The sequence below is a fragment of the Bacillus cereus group sp. Sample62 genome (assembly GCF_036851315.1).
GTDB lineage: Bacteria > Bacillota > Bacilli > Bacillales > Bacillaceae_G > Bacillus_A > Bacillus_A wiedmannii.
Genome location: NZ_JAFLPK010000001.1, coordinates 1,932,140 through 1,957,105, shown reverse-complemented (window position 1 = coordinate 1,957,105; position 24,966 = coordinate 1,932,140). Strand labels below are relative to the sequence as shown.

The following is a 24,966-nucleotide window of genomic DNA, read 5'->3' as shown; positions in this document are numbered from 1 at the left end:
TATCTTATTTTCAACACTACAAAAAACAATATTTCTAAAAAACAGAGCAATATCTCTCTTGTGTAAGCGTTTCATAAAAAGTAATCTATGGGTACAGATAGACACTGGGAATTACTTCTGTTTTTAATAGATTCTCAACTACTATACAAGCTTCACATTCTATTAAAATATTAAGTTTAAAAGGACATAAAGTGATCTATACCTGTGAAAAACCATCAATATCAAAAGTACCAAAATGGAAACGAGGGGGTACATATGAAAAAGTCAAAAAAGAAGTTCAGGAGGACAATTGCAACACTTGTGTCGGGTTGTGTCGTAGGTTCTATTTGTTTTACAAATGGTTCCCTAATCCAAGCTGAGGAAACCACGGATACTAAACAAGCTGAAAATCAAATCATTTCTAGGAGCCCAAATGCGGTTATTTCATCTAATCAAATGAACGTTCTCGTTGATGTGAATTTTCCAAGAGTCATTCAATATGATTTAAAATCTGGAAATGGAGCAGGAAAAACTTTTTACGGACAGACTGAGACATTAGATACACTCCTTATTAATGACGTAGCAGTAAAACCAAAAGTAAAAGCAAAAGTTTTATCAGATAAAGTTGTATATGAGATGACGTTAATAGATACGAATAACAATATATCTGCGGTTATTACCGCTGAGTTGGTTGTTAAAGAGAATATATTAGAATTCAATATTACAAAGATCATCGACAACAAAATCGTAAAAACTATTGAAATCCCAAATCATAATTTAATTTCTGTAAATAACAGTCAAAAGGATGCAGTGCTAGATGGCGTACAGATGTCAACAAATACTCGTATTAATGGTGACAGACAGGTAAATGTTGATGAAAATTTAATTATGAAAGATGAAGAGCAAAAAGGATATATGTATGCTTTTCTTTCTACTGATGAATTAAGTGCAAGTATATGGTCTAATACGGAGAATAGTTTAGTAAAAAAATTGGCTCCAGATTCTTATGCTGCAAAGACTGATGCTCAAAGAATTATGGCAAATGCTACGACTAATAGTGCAGGAAAAAAAACAATCGGTCTAAGTAGTACCTTCTGGACGTATCAAAAGTCAGAAGAACATCGTAAAGAAGATGGCACTCTAGAGCTAAAGGATGGGACAGTTAATAAGGTAGATGAAATGCCGTCTGTGAAGGTGATCATTACTACTGACGCTAATGATGATAAAAAGATAAACTGGCAAGACGGAGCAATTGCTTATAGGAAAATTATGAACGAACCTCTAGGGGCAGAAAAAGTTCCAGACTTAGTTGGTTACCGTGTTAACATGAACTTTGGCAGTCAAGCCCAAAATCCTTTCTTAATGGCTTTAGACGGAGTGAAAAAGTTTCATTTAAATACTGATGGACTAGGACAATCTATTCTACTGAAAGGTTATGGTAGTGAAGGTCATGATTCTGGTCATTTAAATTATGCTGACATTGGAACCCGAATTGGCGGTGCAAAGGACATGAAAACATTGCTAACAAAGGGTAAAGAATATGGGGCAACCTTTGGTGTTCATGTGAATGCAAGTGAAACTTATCCAGAGTCAAAATATTTCCAAGAAGATCGTTTATTAAAAAATCCAGATGGAACTTATAAGTATGGTTGGAACTGGATTGATCAAGGAATAAACATTAATGCTGATTATGATTTAAGAAATGGCAGAGCACAACGATTCAAAGATTTATATGATGCTCTTGGTGGCAAAAAGAATAATTTAGATTTTATTTATGTAGACGTTTGGGGTAATGGACAGTCAGGTGATAATAGTACATGGCCGAGCCGTCAATTAAGTAAAGAAATAAACAGTTTAGGTTGGCGCTTAGGCAGTGAGTGGGGATATGCGAACGAGTATGATTCCACATTCCAACACTGGGCAGCCGATTTAACTTATGGTGGATATACCCTAAAAGGTATTAATAGTACCATCACTCGTTTCATTAAAAACCATCAAAAAGATGCATGGATTGGTAACTATCCTAAATATGGAGGCGACGCAGATGCTCCATTATTAGGTGGGTACAGTATGAAAGACTTTGAAGGTTGGCAAGGTAGAAGTGACTACAAAGCGTATATTGATAACTTATTTGCGGTAAATATTCCAACCAAATTCATTCAACATTATAAAGTTACTCAGTGGGAAAATGGTAAAGCAGTTGAAATGAAAGATGATAAACAACAAACTTACAACTGGGTACCAGGTATGAGGTCAGTATTAAAGGACGAATCTAGTGAAAATACACTTACAATTGAAAGAAAATCAAATGATTTTGCAAATGATAAAGATGGCTATCGAACAAGAACTATGACATTAAATGGTAAACAAATATTTGAAGGTAAACCTGGTGACGAAAAGTATTTATTTCCATGGTCTTGGGATCAAAATGGCAAAAAATTATCAGCAGAGAATGAAAAATTATATCACTGGAACACAAACGGTGGAAAAACAACGTGGACTGTTCCAACTGGTTGGCAAGGTACCGTTAAAGTGTATGAGTTAACAGAATTAGGTAAAGAGAATATGAAAAATGTTAAAATTGAAAATGGAAAAATCACATTAGATGCAAAAAAATCTACTGCATATGTAATTTATAAAGGGCCAAAATCCAATAAAGATGTTAAATGGAGTGAAGGAATGCATCTTATAGATGCTGGATTTAACAGCAATTCCCTAAAAGATTGGAAAATCAAAGGAGACTCAAAAGCAGTTAAGATTACGAAGAGTGAAGGTAATAATAATATGCTAACAATCTCCAATAATAAAAAGAAAGTAAATGTTACTCAAAAATTAACAGACCTAAAACCTAATACAAAGTATGCTGCATATGTTGGTATAGACAACCGAAGTGAAGCACAAGCAAGCATAACGATTACTTCTAACGACAAAGAGTATACAAATAGTACTGGTAAATCTATCGCTAAAAACTATGTAAGAGCATACGCACATAATACACTTGGCTCTGAGCAAGCAAAAGCTGATGGTCAAATGACTTCAACTGTGGATGGAACAAGTTACTTCCAAAATATGTATGTGTTTTTTGAAACTGGGAAAAAAATATCAGATGTAACTATTGATTTATCTAGAGATGGTGGAAATGGTGCAAGTTACTTTGATGATATTCGCATCGTGGAAAGTAATGCCGAAAACCAAGTAAGCAATAATAAATTTGTACAAGACTTTGAAAATGTTGTACAAGGCATCTATCCGTTTGTAATTGGTAATATTGAAGGCGTAGAAGATAATAGAACACACCTGTCTGAATTACATGCACCATATACACAAAGAGGTTGGAACCAAAAAATAGTAAGTGATGTTATCGCAGGTAAATGGTCACTTAAAACGAATGGATTAACGGAAGGTGATGCTCTTGTGTACCAAACTATCCCTCAAAACTTCACATTTAAACCAGGAGTAACGTATAAAATTACTTTTGATTATGAAGCAGGTAGTGATGGAACGTATGCAGTGGTTACAGGTAATGCTCCATTTGAAGAAAAAGGAGTATTAACTAAGGAGGAATTAAAATCAACCGCAAGCAGTGATAAGAACGCAAAAGCTGGCACATATTCCTTTACTTTAACAGGAGATAAATCGGGGCAAAGCTGGTTTGGCATTTATTCCACTAATAAGGCAGCTAATACTAACGGTGTGAACGGATCACAAGCTAACTTTAACGGTTATAAAGATATTATGCTTGATAATCTAGTTATTGAAGTAGAGTCAAATAAATAGAATCAGTTGCTTTATATTGAAGAGGTTGTCTCAAAAGGTCATTAAAAAAGAGCTTTTGGAGACAACTTATTTTTTTATACTTTATAAACATAAGAGAATCGTTCCTTTCTGTCCGTAATTTGTTTGTGGTGACATACTTATACCAAAAAGAGGTTAACCATATAGCTACTCAGCTATCTTTCGGTCAACCTCTTTTCATTCACGATATTACACGAACTATAAAACTACCTTTATCTTAATTCAAGATTTTCAACTCTGTGTCTCTCCCCTGTAGTCACCTTTTTTCAATACGTAAATTATCTAAAATAAACGTACCTGCTCCAGTATCCCCGTTTAAATTCGTTCCATCACTGAAAATTCCAACATAAGTTTGACCGTTCTCAGAACCTGTCACAGTAAACTCTGCTGTTTTTGTATCAGTAGATGCAGTAAGAGTGTTATTCACACTCAATCCCTTTACACTCGCAATATCTCGAACATCAATTTCTTGATCCCCTGAAATAAAGCGGAATGCATTTGCTGTTGTTTGGTAGTCAAATGATACTTTATAAGTTACACCTGGTTCGAAACGATAATTTTGAGGAATAGTACGGTACAGCAAACCTTTGTTTCCAGTGTTCACTTTAACGGACCAATTCCCACCTAATACATCATCGACTAATTTTTTGCCTGCCCATCCTTTTTGCGTATATGGAGCATGCAATTCAGACAAATGAATTCTGTTGTCTTCTACCCCTTCTGTGTTACCAATAACGAATGGGTAAATTCCTTGTACCACCGTTTCAAAATCTTGTTTAAATTCCGTCGGTGAGACATGATTTTTTAAGGACTTTTGAACGATCCGAATATCATCAAATTTTGTGTTTCCTTTTCCAGAATCACGACTGAGAGTTAATTTAGCTTTATTAGTTACAGCTGTAAAGCTCACTTGCATGATTTGCATTTTGCTATTGTATCCATCATTTGAGGCATGTGAATCTGCCTTAACATAGTTCTTTTGCAGGCTGCGAAGTGTGTAATTGTTAACGTCTTCTTTCCCACCTGTTACTGTAATTCCGGCCTTTACATCACTATTGTTTTCAACATACACCTCTGCTACATATTCTTTACCTGGTTCCAAACCAGTAAGAACACGGGAAACAGTTGTATCTTTCGATGGACTATCAATATTCAAGTAGTAATCTCCACTACTTACATTACGGTTGCTTCCAGTTTGATTTGTTCTGACGGCACTTACAGCTTTGTTATCCCCCTCAATAGTTGTATATGCACTTACTTTTCCTGTATTGAATCCCGTGTCATATATATGAGCACCTTTGCTCCAATCATAATCAAGAATTTCCAAACCTTTATCTCTTTTTGGTACAACAACATAAGGAGTTGCCGCACTAGCTGTCAAAGTTACCTTATTATTTACGACCTTGACTTCTTTCATATCTGCTCTACCACGATCTGTCAGTTTGTATACATATACACTAGATGCATCTTTATATTCATCTGGAAGTGTCCAAGTAGTTGTACCACCTTCCAAATTCCAATGATATAGTTTTTCAGAATTAGAAGTTGGATTTTTAAAATCTTGTTTCACCCAAGGAATTAAATAAGTGTGTCCATCAAGTACAACGTTTCCATTCAGTGTAATAACACGTTCCCTAGAATTGTCTTTTCTAGTTACATCGACAACATCCCCATTACTTGGGTCTTTCAATTTTATTTCCTTTTCTAAGTTTGTCTTGCTTTTATCTCCTTCTACAGCTGTCCAATTCGTTACATAATATTTTTGTAAGAATTTAGTAGGTAAATTTGTATCAAATGTCATGCGAATAAAATTATCAAAATTCTTATCAGATTGCCACCCTTCGAAACCAGCTAATTCAAATCCACCAAGCAATGGATGATCAGCAGTTCCTCCTACTTCAGGCCAATTCAACACCCAAGAATCTCTTTGGTGATTGCTAATAAAGCGTAGTACTTCTGAGTTGATACCTTTGCTTTCCGGTCCACCGTAGTTTTTATCGGTAGCCCAGTGTTGCCACGTTGAATAATTGGCCATAGAACCACCAAATTCCGTTGTTAGTCTCCAGCCCCTATCTTTAAATTGATCTGCTATTCTATTTGATTCCCATTGATTTTGATACCATACATCTAAATAAATAAAGTCAAGATTTGAAACAGCAGCTTTCAATTCATCTAGTCTTTTCGCACGCGCTCCAGTATACAAATCTTTTAATTTATTAATTGTATAAGATTGATCTAGCCATCCCCATCCTAAAGAATTGGGACGATCAATAAAATCATTGTTGAAAGCTTTCGCTTCAGGATAAACTTCCTGCGCATTGATATGGACACCAAATTGGGTATTATACTTATGCCCCTCTTTAATAAGCGTATCCAAATCTTGCACGCCACCCATACGCTCACCTACATTACCGTAATCCGGATGACCACTGTCATGTCCTTCGTTTGCATATCCTTTTAATAAAACAGCCTGCCCCAATTCATCTGTAGCAAGAGCAACCTTTTTAATATTATCTGCTGTTTTTAAGAATGGTTGTTGTGCTTGTGATCCGAAATTCATTGCAATACGCATTCCAACATTATTGTTTACATCTTGATATCCTTTAATGTCTTGCATAATATCACGGTATGCAATCGCCGCATCTTGCCAATCTGTCTTATTATCAGTATTTAAATCTTTAGCGATAGCTATTTTAATAGTTGGTTTATTTTTTTGTGGTTCTGACATAAAATCTCTTTGGTAATATAGTGCACTAGAACCTATCCCCATTGCCTTAGAACCATTTTTATTTACATATCGATTTGCAACTAAGTTTTTATAGCCATCCACTTCTGAACTGGACCATACACCCGCACTCAATTCGTCAGTTGACAAAAATGCAGTATAATTTTTAGTAGATGTACCTATTTCTCCCATGGAAGAATCTACGCTTACATCCACATCTCCTGATTTCCTAACGTCAGTACTAATATTCGTTAATTTAGCTTTTGCACCTTTTTGCTCCGAATTTACTGAGATAACGTTCATATTAGCAAACTCAACTGTTTCAATTTTTGCACTACCATTATTTTTAATTTCATCGAAACTATAAATAACTTTATTATCATTTACTTTCAAAGATACTTTAAATACAGCATCAAGATTTTTAATTTCATCTACAACTTTTAATGTATATAGCACTTCACTATCGCTTAACTTTTCAAAGCTTACTTTAGGATAGTATAGTGCACCATTTACTTTCAATCCGTAAACAGGCGATTCTTGTCCATTCATTACTTTATCGCCAACTTTGTATTTCACAACCCGCGGGAATACTTGGTCAATAGTGACATCCATATACTTTGACTTTAATGTATCTTCTACTGGCGTGGTATCTGGAGGTTTTGGTGCACTATATTCCTTGATTTTGACATTAGAAATCGTAATATCGGCAGCTCCTCGGCTTTTTTCAAACCCAAGTCCCCCCGCTTGATCTACACCACCTGTTAAAGTCCAAGAATCTACCTTTTTACCATCAATGTATAACGTTGCAACATCGTCCATGAATACTAAACGTAAATGGTATGTTTGTTTTGCTTTTAACGGTACATTTGAAGTCATCGACGTCCAATTGTTTATAGGCCCAAATGTTTCACCAAAATACTGGTCGTTCGTATCCCCTGTTCCCACATAAGTGTATGCAGATGCATTTTGAACACGATAGATTAATCCAAAGCGATTCATCTTATCAGTATTAGTAGTAACATCCGCTTCAAAAACACCATTTTTAATCGCTTTCATTTGGTTATAGACAATTCGATTCTTTTGGGTAGATGTAACACCGAAAGTTGCTGAACCATCTTCATTATAAGTAACTTTTCCATCGCCTGAGATAATTTTAAAGTCGCCTTCTTCTAGTTTATTATCCGTAATGTCGACAAGTTTTTCATCTCCTGGATCCGTGCCTCCATCTCCAGGTGCAGCTCCTAATTCAATGAGAACTTGACTTTTTTTATCTCCAAAAGCACCAAGTTTAACTGCTTCCTTACCTGTAAGGAGGTTATTTACATCATTAGGTAAAGTAACCGGTCCAAATAAATCTTTTCCATCTAATGTAACATTCAAAGTGGTTGCGTTATAATCAATTTTAATGGAATGTGAGGTCCCAGCCTCTGGAAGTGAAACATTCGGTCTCGTTTTTAACCAATCACCTTTTCCTTGATATTTGTATTCATAGAACCATCCAAGTGAGTCGTAGCCTACAAAAACGAAGTTATTATTGTCAATATAGTGAGGATAGAAACCAAATCTAGTATCTTCTCCACTGGTTTCTGGAGTAAAGGTATACGCCATCGTTCCCGATTCTTTAGCGATTTTATTTTGTTCTTGAAAAATTGCAGCTTTAGCCCCATTATCATTTCCGGCACCTGCTCCAAGCCTTACATAGGACTTCCCATTTTGTTCTATTATTGCATTGATTTCGTTTCCTCCAGATGAAATTGTAACCCATGGATTAGACACATTTGCTCCTACATGTAATGGCACCATCATGCTAACTAAAAATGTCGGCACAATTAGCACAAGTGCAAGAAGGGTATTAAAAGCTCTCTTGAAATGCTTACTCTCCAATTCTTCTCCCCCTTTGAAATTTAAGTTTTAGTTAAAAACAATACCTGCACATTCATTTTTAAAATATACCAAAACCTGAAAGGTACCGCTTTCACCTATGTTTAGAATAGTTTTTTTCAAGTGCCGACTCAATAAAGATATTGTTTCTTTTTTTAGTTATATTGTCTTTTTAAAACGCTTACAAAATAAGGGTATTGTTACCTTTTTAAGTATGTTCTTTATTGAATTTTACTACATTCAATCGATTGGATTTTATACGATAATTAATATTCTTCGGTTTATTCACATGTAACGATTGCTCTTCCTCCCTTTAGTCATGATCACTGCTCCCTTAACTGTTCTGAGCTTTCACTCTAGAATTTGTGGCTATACTGGACGCAAATAAAAAATGAGCAGACGAATGTCTACTCATTTTTCTTCATTCCAATTAAAAAGCAGTTCTGGTGCAAATCTTCCTTCAAGAAATGAAGGACATATGGAAGAACAGATATTGTACTAACTTTGAAGCTCAGCTGTTACTTTTACTTTAGCAAACCATGAATTAGCTGTCTCTTTCAATACGAGATTCAGTTCTTCAGTATTCCTTTTACCAATATCTTTTAACCAATCACGACCTGCTTGTTCACCGCCTATAGCAAACGGTATAACACCGTCTTTCCAAGTTGCCCGACCACATAACACTCCGTTAAAGGTAGAACCGGAGTCTTTAGCAAATTTTAATGTTTCTTGAAATAATTTTGCGCTTACTCCTGCACTCAGAAATATAAATGGCAACTCGGTTGCTTCACTTTGTGCTTTAAAATAGGAAGCTGCCTTTTCTTTACTGTAAACAAATTCATCTTCTGTATATCCTTCCACATAGTTCATATCTACTGGAACTTCTACTTTTAATACATCTACTTTATATTGTGGTTTCGAGAACTCCTTCATGGCCTCAATCACTTTATACGGCTTTATTTTTGCGTATGCTTTATTTTTCACATTATCACTTTCAGCATCATAAGTAACAATCTCTAAGAAAAATGGTATGTCTTCAGCTGCACACTCAGATCCGATACGTTCCATATAGACATGTTTATAGTTATTAATTCTTTCATCTTCATTGACATCATAGTAGAGTAAAAATTTAATAGCGTCGGCACCTGCTTCTCTTAATCGTTTCACTGACCATTCTGGTAATAAATCCGGCAACCGTCCTACTTCTGACGCATCGTATCCAGTTTTTTCATACGCTACGATTAAGCCCGATTCTTTATCACGGACCTTAGCCGCTGGCAGACCGTATTCAGGGTCCAACAGAATCGCTGTAGCAAATGGTGTTAACTCCTCAGAAACTAATTCTTTGAAACGGATAATACCCTCATCTCCAACATGACTTGCACCGCCAGACGCAATCATTTTTTTCAATGAACCGCGTTGATCAATAGCCAATGCACCAATTATGCCATTTTCAGCAGATAACCGTTTTAGAGCTTCCAATTTATTTTTGGTTAGTTCTAGCATCAACATTCTCCTCTATCAATCTATTTTTTCAACTTTAACGAGATCAAAGTATTGTTTAAACTTATTCACATTAATATAACCAGTTCCAGCTTCCATCGTATTTAACATTCCTGTAGTCATCGCCGTTTTAAGAACAGTCTCGACTGTTTGATGTTGATGTAGTGCCACAGCTAACCCTGCAACTGTTGCATCACCTGATCCTACAGGATTGACCACTTCTACTCTCGGAATCGTAACTCTGTAATAGTCCTCACCGTGCTTAACAAATGCACCTTCACTACCCATGGACACGATAATCCACTCAATTCCAGTAAATAGTTCATGATTTAATGCTTGCTTCAGATCTATGCTCCCCGCTCGCATGTTTATGCCCAACAGCTGAGATAATTCCGCTGTATTTGGTTTAATGACAAACGGTTTTTCTTTATGCACCATCGCTTGTTTTAAAGATTCCCCTGACGAATCCATAATTACTGGAATTCTATTTTTATGACAGATTTCTAGCATTTGATAATAAAAGTTAGTTGGTAACCCTTTCGGCAAACTACCCGAAATTGTCACAAGTGAAGCTGTTGTAAGTAGATATTCGAATTTTTCTAAAAAATCAGTTCCCTCTTCTTTAGATAATGTTGGCCCAGATTCTAAAATCTCTGTTTGCATCCCTTCATGAAGAATAGCAATACAATTTCTTGATTCTTTTTTGATTTTTAAAAATTCATTTGGAATATTGACTTTATTTAATTCTTGAATAATGTATTCACCAATCGTACCACCAAGCACACCTGTCGCTAGGACAACCTCATCCATTTGAGCAATTACTCGTGCAACATTCAAACCTTTTCCACCAGCAGTTTTATAAACCGTTTCCACACGGTTAACTACATCTAACTTTAATTCATGAATCGGATAGGAAATATCGACCGATGGATTCATGGTGACAGATAAAATCATTGGACTCCCTCTTTCAGAAAATTGTTTAAGCTTGAAAACGGCATACTCCATCAAGATAGGTAGCAATTACATCCATCGCTGGCGTCATCACAATAAAGTCAGCAGCATATCCCTCGGCAATCTTCCCGCATTCGCCATCAAGCTGAACACTTTTTGCTGGTGCCGTACTCGCCATGTAAATTGCTTCCTCGGGCGAGGCAATTCCCCACTCGACGACATTTTTGACAGCATCTTTTAATTGCAAAATGCTCCCGGCTAAACTTCCGCTTTCCAAACGAGCCATCTCATCTTTTACTTTCACCGGAAACTCACCTAGTTGATAAGTTCCTTCCGGCATACCTCCAGCCATCATACAATCAGAAACCATTACAACCTTTTCTCTGCCGCGGACATTCATTAAAATATTTGAGGCAACAGGATGAACATGATGTCCATCACATATGATTTCGGCATAAACACCTTTTAGATTCATGGCCGCACCGACCATCCCCGGCTCACGATGGTGTAGTGGGCTCATTCCATTGAAAGTATGAATAAAAATGGAAGCTCCTTTTTCAACCGCTTGCTTTGCTTCTTCATAAGTTGCGTCACTATGGGCCAACGCCACGGCAATCCCTTCTCCTACAGCATATTCAATAAATTCTGCTGCCCCTTTCCTTTCAGGTGCAATCGCGATTTTTTTAATAGCATTATTTGATAATTTCTGCCAAACTTTCAACATATGAATTGATGGGTCACAAAAATATTTCGTGTTTTGTGCTCCTTTATGCTTTTCAGTAAAAAACGGTCCTTCTAAAAAGATTCCTTTAATTTTTGCACCTTGCACTTTCGTGTAATTGGCACCAATCATTTCAACGACGTTATTTAACGATTCTATTGAGGATGTTAAAGTTGTCGGTAAAAAGGATGTAACGCCGCAAGAAAGGAGTCCTACCGAAATTTGGTCCAGTCCTCCAAAACTATTGTCCATAATGTCGTGATTTCTAAATCCATGAATATGTGTGTCTACTAGGCCAGGAGCGATCCAATGTCCTCTATACTCAATAATGTCTGTCGTTTCCTCTGGTTTGTTTTCTGAAAAAACACCGAATTTTCCGTCTTTTATTTCTAAAAATCCAGGCCCTGTGACCATCTCATCAAGAAAAAACTTATCTGCAAAAATAAAAATAGACATGTATATTTCTCCTATCCTAGTTACTCATATTCGTAGATGGTAACACCTTTAACGACACGGTTCACTGTTCCTGTCGGTGAAGGTGTATCCGGTGTATTGCCTACTTTCACGGAAGCTAACAGTGAGACTGTTTGCCCAATCATGACAAAAGGTAATGCTAAGTAAGCATCCGGTACAGACTGAGCCTCGCTGCCGAATGCAAATCTGTTCCCAGCATAATTAATTTCTCCATCAACCTCGATGGCACAAATATAACTGGCAATGTCGTCTTGCTGCATTTCTTTTAACATATCTAAATCATATTGACGTGTATAAGGATGGTTAGAAACAAACACGAAAACTAATGATTTTTCGTTTACAAATGATTTTGGACCGTGTCGGAATCCGAGTGGTGAATCAAATGCGGTAACAATTTTTCCAGCTGTCAGTTCTAATATTTTTAATTGTGATTCTTTCGCTAAACCTTCTAAACTACCAGAACCTAAGTAAATAATTCGGTCAAAATCAAAATCTACTATCTCTTTGATGACGTCTTCGCTTTGAATGACACTTTCACCCATTTTATGAATTTTTTTCACTATCTTTGATTTTTCTTCATTCGATATAGAATCAAAAACAAGTAATGCCGTTAACGCCATGCAAGTATAACTTCCTGTCATGGCAAATCCTTGGTCATTCGATTTTTCAGGCATCAATAGCAATAAATTTTTTTCATTATTCACGGACCGTTTGGCTAATTTACCGTCTTTCGCACAAGTAATCGTTATTTGATACAAATCCGTTACTATTTGCTCAGCTAATTGTACGGCAGCAACACTTTCCGGACTGTTCCCGCTTCTAGCAAATGAAACGAGTAAAGTTGGATAATCCTTTTTGAAGAATTGATAAGGATTTGAAACTAACGTGGTTGTCGGAATACTTATTACTTCCCACTGTTGTTCATCGACTTTTTCTATTAAATAAGGGGTGACTGTATCACCGACATAGGCAGACGTTCCAGCGCCCGTAAAAATAACTCGAACCCGATTGTGTTTCATTACTATTTTTTGTAAAAACTCTTCAATCCCCTCGCTTTTCTCCATATACAAAGCAAAGGTTTCAGCCCATAAATCAGGCTGCCGTTTTATTTCCGCTGTTGTTATCGATGCACCTAACGAAACTAAGTTTTCTTGACTTAATGTAAACATATTCGTCCACTCCTCTACCTATTTGCCATCATTCTCTTCATAAAAGAAGATCGGCGCCACCTCATTACATACCTTCAAACACTCGTAATCCTGCACCAGTAACTCCATTATTTTGTGCCAATGTACTAATACTCATCTGCTCCAAAAGATGTTGTTGCTCAGGAAGCTGATACATTTTCAGCTTCGCTTTAATCAACTTCAGTAGAAATGGATTTTTCACAATGACACTACCGCCAAAAACCATTTTGTGCGGATCTAATAAGGAGGAAATCGTATAAAGTCCTTGAGTTAAGTAGTCGGTTACTTCGTTGATGATGAACTGATATTCCGGTACCTCGTTTATATAACCAGCAAAAACATCCTTTGTTAAAATAGTATCTACCTGTAAGTCCCTTTCGGCTATTCTTTGAATCCCTGGCCCAGCAGCGATTTTTTCTAATCGTTCATTGATCCCCTTCGAGAGGACAGGGATCAAGCCTAGTTCTCCAGCAAATCCTGCTCCCCTAAAAAATGAGCCGTTATGAATGATAGAACAAGATATTCCCGTACTTATAGTCACGTAGACAAAGGTTTCATTCCTTTTTACATGCGCTGCTTTCCATTCGGCATAAGCCGCCATATAGACATCATTGTCAATCATGATTCGCTGGATACCAAATTGTTCCTGCAAACGGACTGAAATAGGAAACTGTCTCCAAGGTAAATTATTTTGAAAAACGGCAATTCCTTTCTCGTAATCCACTTTTCCCGGTACCCCAACGCCAATACCCTCGATATTAGCGATGGAAATCGATGATTTTCTGAGAACTTGTTCCACGGCTTCTACAACTCTACCAAACATTTTTTCCCGGTCTGAAGGATCACTTTTTATTTCCGAACGTTCAAGCAGTTCGCCTGTATCCGAAATGATTCCCGCTGCAATCTTCGTTCCCCCAATATCAATGCCGACTGCCTTTTTCATTTGTCCGCACCCCTAGGTTTGTATTTGAAGTATTGAGTAATGTTTTATAATTGTTATCGTTAAACATATATATGCGATTCCTTGATCAATCCACTTGCCCTGGTTGATTTATACGTATTTCCGATTGTAGTCATAAAGTAGCCCTAAGAGACCAGCTAATCCAATCAACATCATACCTAGTTCGAATTTTCCAGCTGTCTTTTGGTAGATGATAATCAAAGACAGACATACGATAAACACAACAATTTTAATAATGAATAAAGCGCTAGCCTTCATTTGAAGCATCCTCCCACCTGATTTCACTAGGTGCCAACGTCACTTCTTTTCTGTTTCCTTGTCCATCATATACAACTGTCATTTGTTCGATCATCGAGTTGTTAACAATCGCCATTTTTTGAATAGATGGATATGCATGTACTTCACAATAAATGTTGCTCGCATGATACTTTTGAAACTCTCCTTCTTTATGGGCAGCATAGTATAAAGCGCGCATCAGCAGACGAGTATTTTCTTCGCTGTATGGTAGCCCTGCTATATAGACAGCTCTGCCTTCTCCGAACGGATGACTAGAAAGATGGACTTCTCCATTTGAATATTCTATTATTTCGGTTTTATCTGATAACGCATAAATATTTTTCATTCCTTCACCAAAATCAAATTGGGTGCTGTCAGCAGAAATAAAGTGATTTTCAACAGGGTTAATAAAATATTTATCTGTTGATAAGCTAAATCCTAATTCTTTGTCAACACCTAAGACGTTCGCCAATTGAAAATAATGTCCTTCATGCTGATAGGCTGTCGGTTCACCAATACCTATGAAACCTCCGCCGTTATACATCCAGGCCCTAATTGTAGTGACTAATTTTTCATTAATCCAATTAGCCCCTCCTGAAAAAGCTGTACCTACATCACCAGCATTAATGATAACGTCAATATCCTCAGGTATCCCCTCGTTAATGACATCATCAAAACTAATGAATGAAACTTCTACAGCAGCCCCACTCAATGATTCCAAAACACCTAAATAAGAATAAATTTGTTTATACCATAGAGCGTGAGCGACCATATGTGTTTGCCAAGTTCTCAACTTTCCCCAAGAATTCAAAATTGCAACTTTAAGACCGTTGTATGGTTGAACACCTTTAATCGTGTCATGAATTTCACGAAATTCCTCGGTAACTTTTTCAATGTAGGCGATAAATTCTGGGAATTGATAAGCTAGACTTAAATAACCGCCATAGCCGATACGATCAACAGGGTTCCGTAGTAAAGCTCTTCGCGCCGTTAACCAGTTTTCATTCGCTTCAATCGTCGGGTTATTACCTTCGTAAAAAGTATCTGGGAAGAAATAAGGTAAGAATCGCCCTTCTGTGTAACGAACATGTGGTATATCTGCAATCATACGTAATGTGGCTCCACCGCCCACACTGCCTACAACTGCGTCCAATCCGATATTTTCAAAGTATTTCCCATATGGTTCTGTACCGATCCAGTTATCACCAAGGAACATCATTGCTTCTTTTCCACTTTCATGGACAATATCCACAAGTTTCTTTGCTTCTTCAGCAACGAACTTATGAACAAAATCTATATAATCTAAAAAAGCAGGAGTTGGAATTCGAAATGCAGTATTATAATAGCCTTGATCAACAATGTCCTCTGGCCTTAAGCGATAGCCCTTTTCTTTTTGAAAAGCATCCAAAGCAGCAACTGAAACACTAGCACCATAACCGAACCAATCAACAAATTTCTCTTTGCCAAGATTATTAAACACAAGGGTAAAATGATAGAAAAACGTTGTAAACCTAACAACATCTGTATCTGGATTTTCTGTCAGCCATTGTTTTAAATAGGTTTTCATAAATTCATTGGAATGTGGTTGCCTCACATCAAAAGGAATATCATGCGGCTTATCTCCCCAGTTATTAGTAATATGATTGTACATTTGGGTTGGATCCCAAATCGCATAGACTAGGAATGAAACCGTATATTCATGCCAAGGAATCGCCTTCGTAATCAAAACACGATTTTGCTCTTCATTTACTTCCCAATCATTATCGTCAACAACTTCTCCGGTTGTCCGGTCAATAACCTCCCAGTATTTTTTAGGATTGTGAACGTAATCCGGCTTTAATTGTTCCTCAAAGTAGCCTTTCATAAAATCAATTTCAAGGGTGTCAGTAAGCGCAGTATTGAATAAGCTCATTAAATAAAGTTGCTGGCATTCATCCATGTGCTTCTCTGCGAACTCATTATGAGCCCGAGCAACAAAATAAGTCGTATAAATTTTTGCATCCAATTGTTTAATATCATCATCTAGTTTCGTTCCATCACTATCGCGAATCGCATCCGCACCCCATCGTTCCATCAATTCTTTTGTTTCCTTAAGAAAATTTTCTTCACTCGGTAAAGTAACACGGCCTTTTTTCTTTTTCATGTAAATCCTCCTTTAATCCTTTAAACCACCAAGGGACATTCCTTGTGTTAATTTTTTTTGAACAATAATGTATAAAATCAAAGTTGGTAGCATGACAAGAACCATTCCTGCATACATTTGACCATAGTTCGCAGCAGATTTTTGGGCTGCCATCAAGTTCATTAACCCAACAGGTAACGTTTTATTCGGTCCTGGGATTAACGTTAAGGCAATAATGTATTCGTTCCAAAAGGCAAGAAAATTAAATAAAATGACGGCAATAATACTTGGACGAGCTATCGGAATCATGACTGAAATCATTGTTTTAAAATATCCGGCACCATCGACCAATGCCGCTTCCTCATATGTAGATGGAAGCGATTGAAAAAAACTAGACAGCAAGTAAATGGTAAATGGTAACGCCGTCGCGGCATATACCAATGCTAAAACAAATAAATTGTCTAGTAGAAATCCATCACCCAGTTGGCCTCTTAAAAAGGTATCTCCGTTCAATAACATCAAGAAAATTGGAACAACAATGTAGTTCACATTGATGAACAATCCAGCTTTAAAAAAAGTATTTATTAACTTGCTTCCTCTAAAGGTATACCTTGCCAACACATAGGCTGCCGGTAAGGCCACAATCAATAAAATGAGCAGAGCCAATGTAGTTACCATGACTGAATTCAACATATAGGTACCCATGTTTGCTTTTTGAAAAGCATCGATAAAGTTTTGAAAATAGAAACTTTTCGGTATGGCCCAAGGACTTCCGTAAAATTCCGAATTTTGCTTCACTGATGCTATGAAAACCCATGCAACAGGAATAATAATAGAAATTGCTAACGTAATCAGTGCTACATATATAAAACAACGATATATTACTTCTGTAGTCATACCTTTTTGGGGCTTAACTATTTTTGGGGCTTTATAAGCTGCTTCTACAATCATTTCTTTTTCGGTTTCCATCATTTTTGGATCTCGATAAGCTGTTTCTGTAGTCATCTTTTTTTGTGTTTCCATCATTTTGGACCTCCTTAATACTCCAACACTTCCCTTTTAGTGACACCGCTTATAATTGCAGATAATGCGAATGAGAATAGGAAAATGACCACCCCAATAGCCATACCGTAACCGTAAGAAGAATTAGTGTAAGCCTGCTTATACATGTAGCTTAAAAACACTTCCGTCGATCCGTCAGGTCCCCCGCCAGTCATCGCTTGAACGAGTAGAAAACTTAAATTAATCGTACTAATAACGAAGAAAGTTAACGTCGTCCGAATGTTATTCCAAATTAACGGTAACGTAATACTAAAAAATTGTCTGACCCGTCCAGCACCTTCCAAAGCAGATGCTTCATAAAAACTTTCCGGAATACTTGCCATTGCCGCCATATACATGACCATATAATAACCAATCGCTTGCCAAATGAGTGCCCCGCCAATGCTGTAAATGGCAATCTTTTGATTACCGAGCCACATCTTTTGAAGGTTTTCAAGGTTAAATAAAGCAAGTATATTATTTAACAATCCTGTAGTCGGATCATAAACTGCAGAAAATATTCCCGCGATAACTACAACGGATAAAATATTAGGGAGATAAAAAATAATTTGAAAGAAACTTTTACCTTTTATTTTTTCTCTCGTTAACAAAGTGGCAAACAAGATTGCCATCACCATCGTGATAAGTGTAACAATAACAATTAATACGATACTGTTTTGGAGAGATCGAAAGAAATTCATATCATTCCATAAAATCTTGAAGTTTTCTAATCCAACAAATACTTTATTATTAGAAAACCCTCCCCATTTATATAAGGACATCCTGAATACCTCAATCGTAGGAACAATCATAAAAATGGCTAACAGGATTAGTGCGGGTGCAGTACAAACAAAAATAAAAATTCTTTTTTCGGTTGTCTTATTCATGCCATCACCTCAGTTAATAAGTACAATGGTGAGACTAGCGATTCACCATTGTACGTAGTGAAAACTAAAAAACTATTTTATTTTAATGCAGACCGTAATTGGTCACTCGTTTTTTCAACGGATTTTTGCCAATCTTCCACTTTTTTATCACCAGACATAACACTGTCTATCGTTCTGAATAATGTATCTGCCATGCTAACACCTTCAACGGCTTTCGTTGCGGCAAATCCACCTGTCCCCACTTTCGCTCCATTATCATAGATACCATAGAATAATTTATTACTACCTGTCAGTTTACTAGAAATGCCTTTGATAGGCTGTATCGCACTGGATTCTGCAAATTTTTCAACGGCTTTATCCGAATAAACAAACGTCAAGAAATCTTTAGCAGCTTGTTTATTTTTAGCTGCAGAAGGAATCCACATTTGTTCAAAATAAGTAAACGCATAACGGTCACTGTTAGCATCAAAGCTTGGTAAAGTCATCATGCTCCATTCAAAACCTTTCGATCGAGGTGCTTCTCCCATTTCACCAACAACCCATGTACCATTTGGCATGAACAACGCCTTATTATCGAGAATCAATTGTTGATTTTTCTTATAGTCTTTGTCATTGGCATTCGCAACAGTTGTCGGCTCTGTATATTTTGCTAATTTTCCGAAAATTTCAAAAATTTTAGTTACTTCAGGAGTTTCCCAAATACCATTTTCATATTTCATAGCTTTATTGTAAAACTCCGGTCCCCCCATCCCTAATAGTAAAGTATAGAAAAATGTATCAAAATAACCAGTAGTAGGATAAGTAAATAATGAGATCCCTTCTGCTTTCGCCTTATCTCCCAAAACCCACATTTCGTCCCAAGTTTTTGGTACTTCCCAACCTTTTTCCTTTAATAAACTAGCATTATAAAATAATCCAGTTGGACTATAGAACATCGGCGCCATGTAAGTTTTGTCATCGTTATAAGGATTAGTGGCCAATGTACCAGTAAGCCCCGGTATCAACTTATCTTTTACTTTAACCTCTTCACCATAAACGTTCCTATCTAAAACATCTGTAATGTCTTCTAAAGCTTTATCTTTAATCAATGTTTCTGTAAGCGCCTGTTTTCTCCCAGTTGCCAACAACACAACATCTGGATAGTTTCCCGCTTTCATATTCGAGCCTATGACATCCTCTAGATTTTTGTCCACCGTCAACTTAACATCAACTTTTGGATTAGCAGCTTCATATGCTTCAATCACTTTGGCCCACATCTCTTTACCATAAGCCGATTCAAGTGCTGCCACATGAAGGACTTGTTTTTTACTAGAATTATCAACTTTTGTAGTATTACTCTGACATGCTATTAAACTAAGAGATAACAAAGCTGTCATTCCAGACAACAATAACTTTTTTTTCATCTTTATCTTACCCCCATCTCCTAATCTGTCTTTCATAATTAAAGAATACAAAATAGACAACGCTTTCACAATAAACATCTTGTTCTGTTTTTTAGATATCTTGCTTTTTACTGAATATCCCACTAAAATCTTTATAACATAGATAAAAAGTCTACGAAGGAGGGATTCATTTGTCCAATGAAGTATATGAGATTCCACAAATTCAACGAAACCATCTTCCAGTAAAGCTTCTTTATATAACAAAATCAAAATACGATAAAGATTGGCATAGTACCATTCATGCGCATCACTTTACAGAGCTATTGTATATTACCAAGGGCAAAGGAACTTTTATCTTTTACAAAGAAGAAATCCCCGTCCAAGAGCACAATTTGATTATCATCAACCCAAATATCGAGCACACAGAAAAGTCTGATACGAATCACCCTCTCGAATACATCGCACTTGGTATTCAAGGTTTGTCCTTTTCATCCATAGAAAATCCTAGTCAAGTCACTATTCACAACTATAAACAGGATCAAAAGAACTTCCTCTTCTACCTTCAGCAATTAATTGAGGAAGTGGAAAATCATCAAGAAGATTACGATTTAATTATACAAAATATTCTGGAAATTTTACTACTTAAAATGATGAGAAAAAAATCTTTTAATGTAGAAAAAACATCTACTCAAAAAATCAATAAAGATATTGAATTTATTAAAAACTATATTAAACAGCATTTTCACGAAAATATAAGTCTGGATACATTAGCAAGGATCAGTCATATTAATAAATATTATTTATCTCATTCCTTCAGGAAATTCGTTGGTGTTTCGCCTATTGAATACTTAATTCAAACTCGTATTAGAGAAAGCAAAATTTTATTAGAAACTACCAACTATTCGATTTCTAATATTTCAACCATTACCGGTTTTTCTTCCCAATCATTCTTTGCACAATCATTTAAACGAGAAACGAATCTATCTCCTTCACAATACAGAAACACTATCAATTCTAGCAAAAACAAACCAGATTCTAGCGCGAAATTTTAAAGATAATCACAATGAATCTATACTTCTTTACTATATTGGTACTATTAATTTAGAAAGGAGAATGTTCCTATGATTCAACAATTAAAAACATACTATGGTGAGGATATCAAAATCAATGCAGCTGTGTTGTCTGAAGATTATAGCTGGTTTTTAGTTGAAGGAAACAAAGTCGGGATTCGAAAAATCCGATTACATCAAAGAGAGCATCAATTGCTTTCATCCATCTTAACGCCCATTCATACTGATACATTTTATAAAACAAAAAAAGAAAAATCATGGCATGAAGCATTATACAAAAATAATAACATTTCTATACTATCAGTTCGTTTTTTACACTTTTTCACAACACAACCCATAATAGAGAGAGAAGAATTTCAAGATGCTTTACAGTCCATGTTTTCTTTTACTACTACAATGATATGGGAAACTTCGCAAGCCGGTGTCCTCATATTAGAAGAAAATGTACCTGATTCTATATTGCGAGCAGCCCTTGATACACTAGAAACAGATTTTTTTATATCCCTATCCTTCTTTATTGGCAGACGCTATACGCAAACAACTGAATTTGCTTATCTGTATCAATGGGAGCGAAAATTATTTTCTGTTCTTTCTCCCTATTTATCCAAAAAAATTACACACATTGAACAACTGCTCCCTTATCAATTAATGATCTCATTATCAAAAGAAGAAAGAAAAAAGTACACGAGTCAATTATTGGCACACATTTCGAATGATAAAGAACTAATAGATAGCGTTAAAGTATTCTTCCAATGTAACTTAAATGTATCTCTTGCAGCGAAACAATTATATTTACATCGTAATACTTTGCAGTATCGAATTGATAAATTCATTGAAAAAACAGGAATTAATATAAAAACTTTTGAAGGTGCAGTAGCAGTTTATATGGCGTTTCTTTCTTTAGATATCTCGTGAAGCTCTCATGAAAGATGATAAAACATTCATTTTCTCATACCATCATTGTTTTATGACTTGGAAACTCTTTTTACATATTTTTCTACGAAAAAGTAATACTTTCATCCCATATCTATAGATGAAAGTACATCCTACAGGTGCTTTCTCGTTTCTTACATCTGTAAACTTGCATAAAAGCCTCTCATTCTTTTGTGCACAATGCCGATTTACTTACGGTTATAAAAATCTTATAATTCAATCAATTACAAAAAGGAGTGAATATTTATGACCGAACTAGTATTAGATCATATTTTTAAAGTTTACGATAATAAAACCACTGCTGTTTCTGACTTTAATTTACATATTGAAGATAAAGAGTTTATCGTATTTGTCGGTCCTTCTGGATGCGGGAAATCAACAACTTTACGTATGATTGCAGGTCTAGAAGACATTTCTGATGGTTCGTTTTATATTGATGGAGAGCGTATGAATGATGTCGCTCCAAAAGATCGCAACATTGCGATGGTATTTCAAAATTACGCACTATACCCGCATATGACTGTTTATGATAATATCGCGTTTGGCTTAAAACTACGCAAACTTCCAAAAGATGAAATTAATCACCGAGTAACGGAGGCATCGAAAATATTAGGGCTTGAAGATTACTTACAACGAAAACCGAAGGCATTATCAGGTGGGCAACGCCAACGGGTTGCGCTAGGAAGAGCTATCGTCCGTGACGCAAAAGTATTTTTAATGGACGAGCCTCTATCGAATTTAGACGCAAAATTACGCGTCAGTATGCGTTCAGAAATCTCCAAACTGCATCGTCGTTTAAATACGACCACTATATATGTAACACATGATCAAACAGAAGCTATGACAATGGCATCACGCCTTGTTGTTATGAAAGATGGGCTCATCCAGCAAGTTGGTACTCCAAAAGAAGTATATGATACTCCTGAAAACATATTTGTCGGTGGATTCATTGGTTCTCCCGCTATGAATTTCTTTACCGGGACATTACAAGAGAACTATTTCTATATAGAAAATATTCGCTTCAAAGTACCAGATGGCCAACTAAAAACGTTAAAGCAAAAAGGATATAATGGACAAAAAATCATACTCGGCATTCGTCCTGAAGACATTCATGATGAACCAATTGTTCTTCAATCTTCGCCTGAATCCACAGTCGAAATTACAGTAGAAGTTGCTGAATTATTAGGTGCTGAAACGATGATTCATGGAAAACTTTCGAATCAAAACTTTGTTGCACGAATTAATGCTCGTTCCGAGATTAAAGCTAACGATACACTTCCATTAGCTTTTAGTTTAGCGAAAGCACACTTTTTCGATATCGCTACCGAACAACGTATTCGTAATATGTAATGGATGCATTTCTTCTAATTTCGGACAAAATTGTCTCGTAAATTTAATTTTTAATTATATGCATAGCTTCTACTTCAGAAAAAACAGATATAGTTGTTTTTTCTGAAGTAGAATTAAATACTAGATTCCCCGGTATATGCGATAGAACCATATTAAAAAAACATCTCATATTCTTATGAGATGTTTTTTAGTATTTACTATTCTTTTAATAAATCTATTAAACCATTCCCTTCAGACGTACGTTCATATCCTAAAGGTACAGTTCTTTTAATAAGTTGTGCATATATTTCTGGCTCTGATAATTTTCTACCATATTCTCTCTCACACTGCTTAATGAGCAATGCTAGCGCTCCAGCGATATGCGGTGTCGCCATAGAAGTTCCACTTAATACTGCATATTTTCCTTCGGGATACGTAGATAATATTTCATCACCTGGCGCCACTAAATCAATTTCTTGATTCGAATTACTAAAACATGCGATTTTCCGTTCTAAATTGACAGCACCGACTTCAATTACTTCTGAGTACGCACCTGGGAAGTCCAGTTCCTCCGTGTTATCATTACAATCTCCATTATTTCCAGCAGCACATACGACGAGAACATCTTGCCTTACCGCATTTTGTATTGCTTCATGTAATTCTGGAACGTCTTGCGGGCCACCAAGTGACATTGAAATGACCCTAACTCTTTCTTTATTAGGTCCTCTCCAATTTACAGCATAATGAATCGCCTCAATAATTTGCTCATAACTTCCAGAACCATCTCCCGCTAAAACCTTTAGCACTAACATTTTAGCAAGTGGTGCGACTCCTAAAACACCGACACCATTTTCAGTCGCTGCAATTGTCCCCGCTACATGAGTACCGTGTCCGTTATTATCAAGATAAATATTTGGATCCCCTTCGTAATCTTTCGTGAAATTTCTTCCACCGATAATGCGATCCTTTAAATCTATATGATTCACATCACAACCTGTATCTAATACGGCAACAACAATATCTTTTCCTTTCGCACTCTTTTCCCATACTTGCGGAGCATGAATGAGTTGTACACCTGGTGGAATTTCATTTACTTGTTCAACCACCTTATTTACTGTAAAAGGAATCAATTGTATACCTTTTTGTTTATTCGCTGTACTACTATTCATCGTAATCCCTCCTGAAAATAAATTATTTTCATTTCAGACCACTTTTGAAAAGGTTTAAATGTAACATTCGTTTTATTCGTTTCGTTTTCCTTCCTTAAAAATATTTCTCAATATAGCTTACTAATTTTATACTACTCTTTTTATTTATCTCATAATTTTTATTCACCAAAAATCCAATTGGTACAACCAATAACAAAAATAAAAGGACCAATTTAATGGTCCTTTCATAGTTTTTAAAGAATGATATGAAATTTTAAAAATAAAATAAATTAAGACTAAGCCTCACTCTTATTTAAAAACTTCTCTATTTCTTTTATTAAATATTTCGCTCCATCTATACTAACAGTAATGTTTCCATTTGCTAATGATATGTTTTGATTTGAAACATCACCTGTTATTTGACAAGCATTGTAAGGTTGATATTTTTGTAAAATGACTTTATCTTCTTCTACGAAAATTTCAAGTGGTGATTTGATTTGTATTCCTAATACTTCTCGTAACTCTTTAGGAATAACAATTCGTCCTAATTCGTCTACTTTTCGAATAATTCCTGTTGCTTTCATATTACTCCCCCCTTACT

At 36.0% G+C, this 24,966-nt stretch carries 17 protein-coding genes; 4 read left to right on the top strand and 13 right to left on the bottom strand.

Annotation, left to right across the window (positions count from 1 at the left end):
• Window positions 1–255: 255 nt before the first annotated feature.
• On the top strand, window positions 256–3,756 hold the full coding sequence (locus tag J0835_RS09865) for an endo-alpha-N-acetylgalactosaminidase family protein (RefSeq protein ID WP_087980287.1): 3,501 nt from the start codon (window positions 256–258) through the stop codon (window positions 3,754–3,756).
• Between the two features lie 274 nt (window positions 3,757–4,030).
• Here J0835_RS09865 and J0835_RS09860 read toward each other — a convergent pair whose 3' ends face one another.
• The 11 genes from J0835_RS09860 to J0835_RS09810 all read right to left on the bottom strand — a co-directional run bounded on the left by J0835_RS09860 (window position 4,031) and on the right by J0835_RS09810 (window position 19,906).
• A complete protein-coding gene (locus J0835_RS09860; protein WP_087980286.1) occupies window positions 4,031–8,383 on the bottom strand; it encodes an endo-alpha-N-acetylgalactosaminidase family protein in 4,353 nt (1,450 codons plus the stop codon).
• 495 nt (window positions 8,384–8,878) lie between these two features.
• Window positions 8,879–9,886, bottom strand: a complete 1,008-nt coding sequence (lacD, locus tag J0835_RS09855; protein WP_087980285.1) for a tagatose-bisphosphate aldolase — start codon at window positions 9,884–9,886, stop codon at window positions 8,879–8,881.
• A gap of 15 nt (window positions 9,887–9,901) precedes the next feature.
• Complete coding sequence (gene lacC / locus J0835_RS09850) at window positions 9,902–10,837, bottom strand: tagatose-6-phosphate kinase (RefSeq protein WP_087980284.1); 936 nt, start codon at window positions 10,835–10,837, stop codon at window positions 9,902–9,904.
• Window positions 10,838–10,862: 25 nt separating this feature from the next.
• Entirely contained in the window at window positions 10,863–12,011 is a 1,149-nt protein-coding gene (gene nagA, locus J0835_RS09845; RefSeq protein WP_087980283.1) for an N-acetylglucosamine-6-phosphate deacetylase, read from the bottom strand.
• A gap of 20 nt (window positions 12,012–12,031) precedes the next feature.
• Window positions 12,032–13,198: an SIS domain-containing protein gene (locus J0835_RS09840; protein ID WP_087980282.1), complete on the bottom strand. Its 1,167-nt coding sequence runs from the start codon at window positions 13,196–13,198 to the stop codon at window positions 12,032–12,034.
• Between the two features lie 64 nt (window positions 13,199–13,262).
• Window positions 13,263–14,159: an ROK family protein gene (locus tag J0835_RS09835; protein WP_087980281.1), complete on the bottom strand. Its 897-nt coding sequence runs from the start codon at window positions 14,157–14,159 to the stop codon at window positions 13,263–13,265.
• 108 nt (window positions 14,160–14,267) lie between these two features.
• Window positions 14,268–14,435: a DUF6903 family protein gene (locus J0835_RS09830; protein ID WP_016129204.1), complete on the bottom strand. Its 168-nt coding sequence runs from the start codon at window positions 14,433–14,435 to the stop codon at window positions 14,268–14,270.
• The gene (gene gnpA, locus J0835_RS09825; protein WP_087980280.1) at window positions 14,425–16,596 is read right to left on the bottom strand and encodes a 1,3-beta-galactosyl-N-acetylhexosamine phosphorylase; all 2,172 of its coding nucleotides are present in this window, start codon (window positions 16,594–16,596) and stop codon (window positions 14,425–14,427) included. The genes J0835_RS09830 and gnpA overlap by 11 nt, the downstream gene beginning before the upstream one ends.
• A gap of 12 nt (window positions 16,597–16,608) precedes the next feature.
• Complete coding sequence (locus J0835_RS09820) at window positions 16,609–17,598, bottom strand: carbohydrate ABC transporter permease (RefSeq protein WP_087980814.1); 990 nt, start codon at window positions 17,596–17,598, stop codon at window positions 16,609–16,611.
• Between the two features lie 14 nt (window positions 17,599–17,612).
• On the bottom strand, window positions 17,613–18,503 hold the full coding sequence (locus tag J0835_RS09815) for a carbohydrate ABC transporter permease (RefSeq protein ID WP_087980279.1): 891 nt from the start codon (window positions 18,501–18,503) through the stop codon (window positions 17,613–17,615).
• Window positions 18,504–18,580: 77 nt separating this feature from the next.
• On the bottom strand, window positions 18,581–19,906 hold the full coding sequence (locus J0835_RS09810) for a carbohydrate ABC transporter substrate-binding protein (RefSeq protein WP_242250079.1): 1,326 nt from the start codon (window positions 19,904–19,906) through the stop codon (window positions 18,581–18,583).
• 170 nt (window positions 19,907–20,076) lie between these two features.
• Here J0835_RS09810 and J0835_RS09805 point away from each other — a divergent pair, with 170 nt between their 5' ends.
• The 3 genes from J0835_RS09805 to J0835_RS09795 all read left to right on the top strand — a co-directional run bounded on the left by J0835_RS09805 (window position 20,077) and on the right by J0835_RS09795 (window position 23,238).
• Window positions 20,077–20,937, top strand: a complete 861-nt coding sequence (locus J0835_RS09805) for an AraC family transcriptional regulator (RefSeq protein WP_087980278.1) — start codon at window positions 20,077–20,079, stop codon at window positions 20,935–20,937.
• A gap of 69 nt (window positions 20,938–21,006) precedes the next feature.
• Window positions 21,007–21,870 carry a PucR family transcriptional regulator gene (locus J0835_RS09800; protein ID WP_087980277.1) on the top strand — a complete coding sequence of 288 codons (864 nt, stop codon included), beginning with the start codon at window positions 21,007–21,009 and terminating at the stop codon, window positions 21,868–21,870.
• A 264-nt stretch (window positions 21,871–22,134) separates the two neighbouring features.
• Window positions 22,135–23,238, top strand: a complete 1,104-nt coding sequence (locus tag J0835_RS09795) for an ABC transporter ATP-binding protein (protein WP_087980276.1) — start codon at window positions 22,135–22,137, stop codon at window positions 23,236–23,238.
• Between the two features lie 197 nt (window positions 23,239–23,435).
• Here J0835_RS09795 and J0835_RS09790 read toward each other — a convergent pair whose 3' ends face one another.
• Entirely contained in the window at window positions 23,436–24,386 is a 951-nt protein-coding gene (locus tag J0835_RS09790) for a serine protease (protein ID WP_087980275.1), read from the bottom strand.
• A 275-nt stretch (window positions 24,387–24,661) separates the two neighbouring features.
• Window positions 24,662–24,949, bottom strand: coding sequence for an AbrB/MazE/SpoVT family DNA-binding domain-containing protein (locus J0835_RS09785; protein WP_061671834.1), 288 nt, complete (start codon window positions 24,947–24,949; stop codon window positions 24,662–24,664).
• Between the last annotated feature and the right edge of the window lie 17 nt (window positions 24,950–24,966).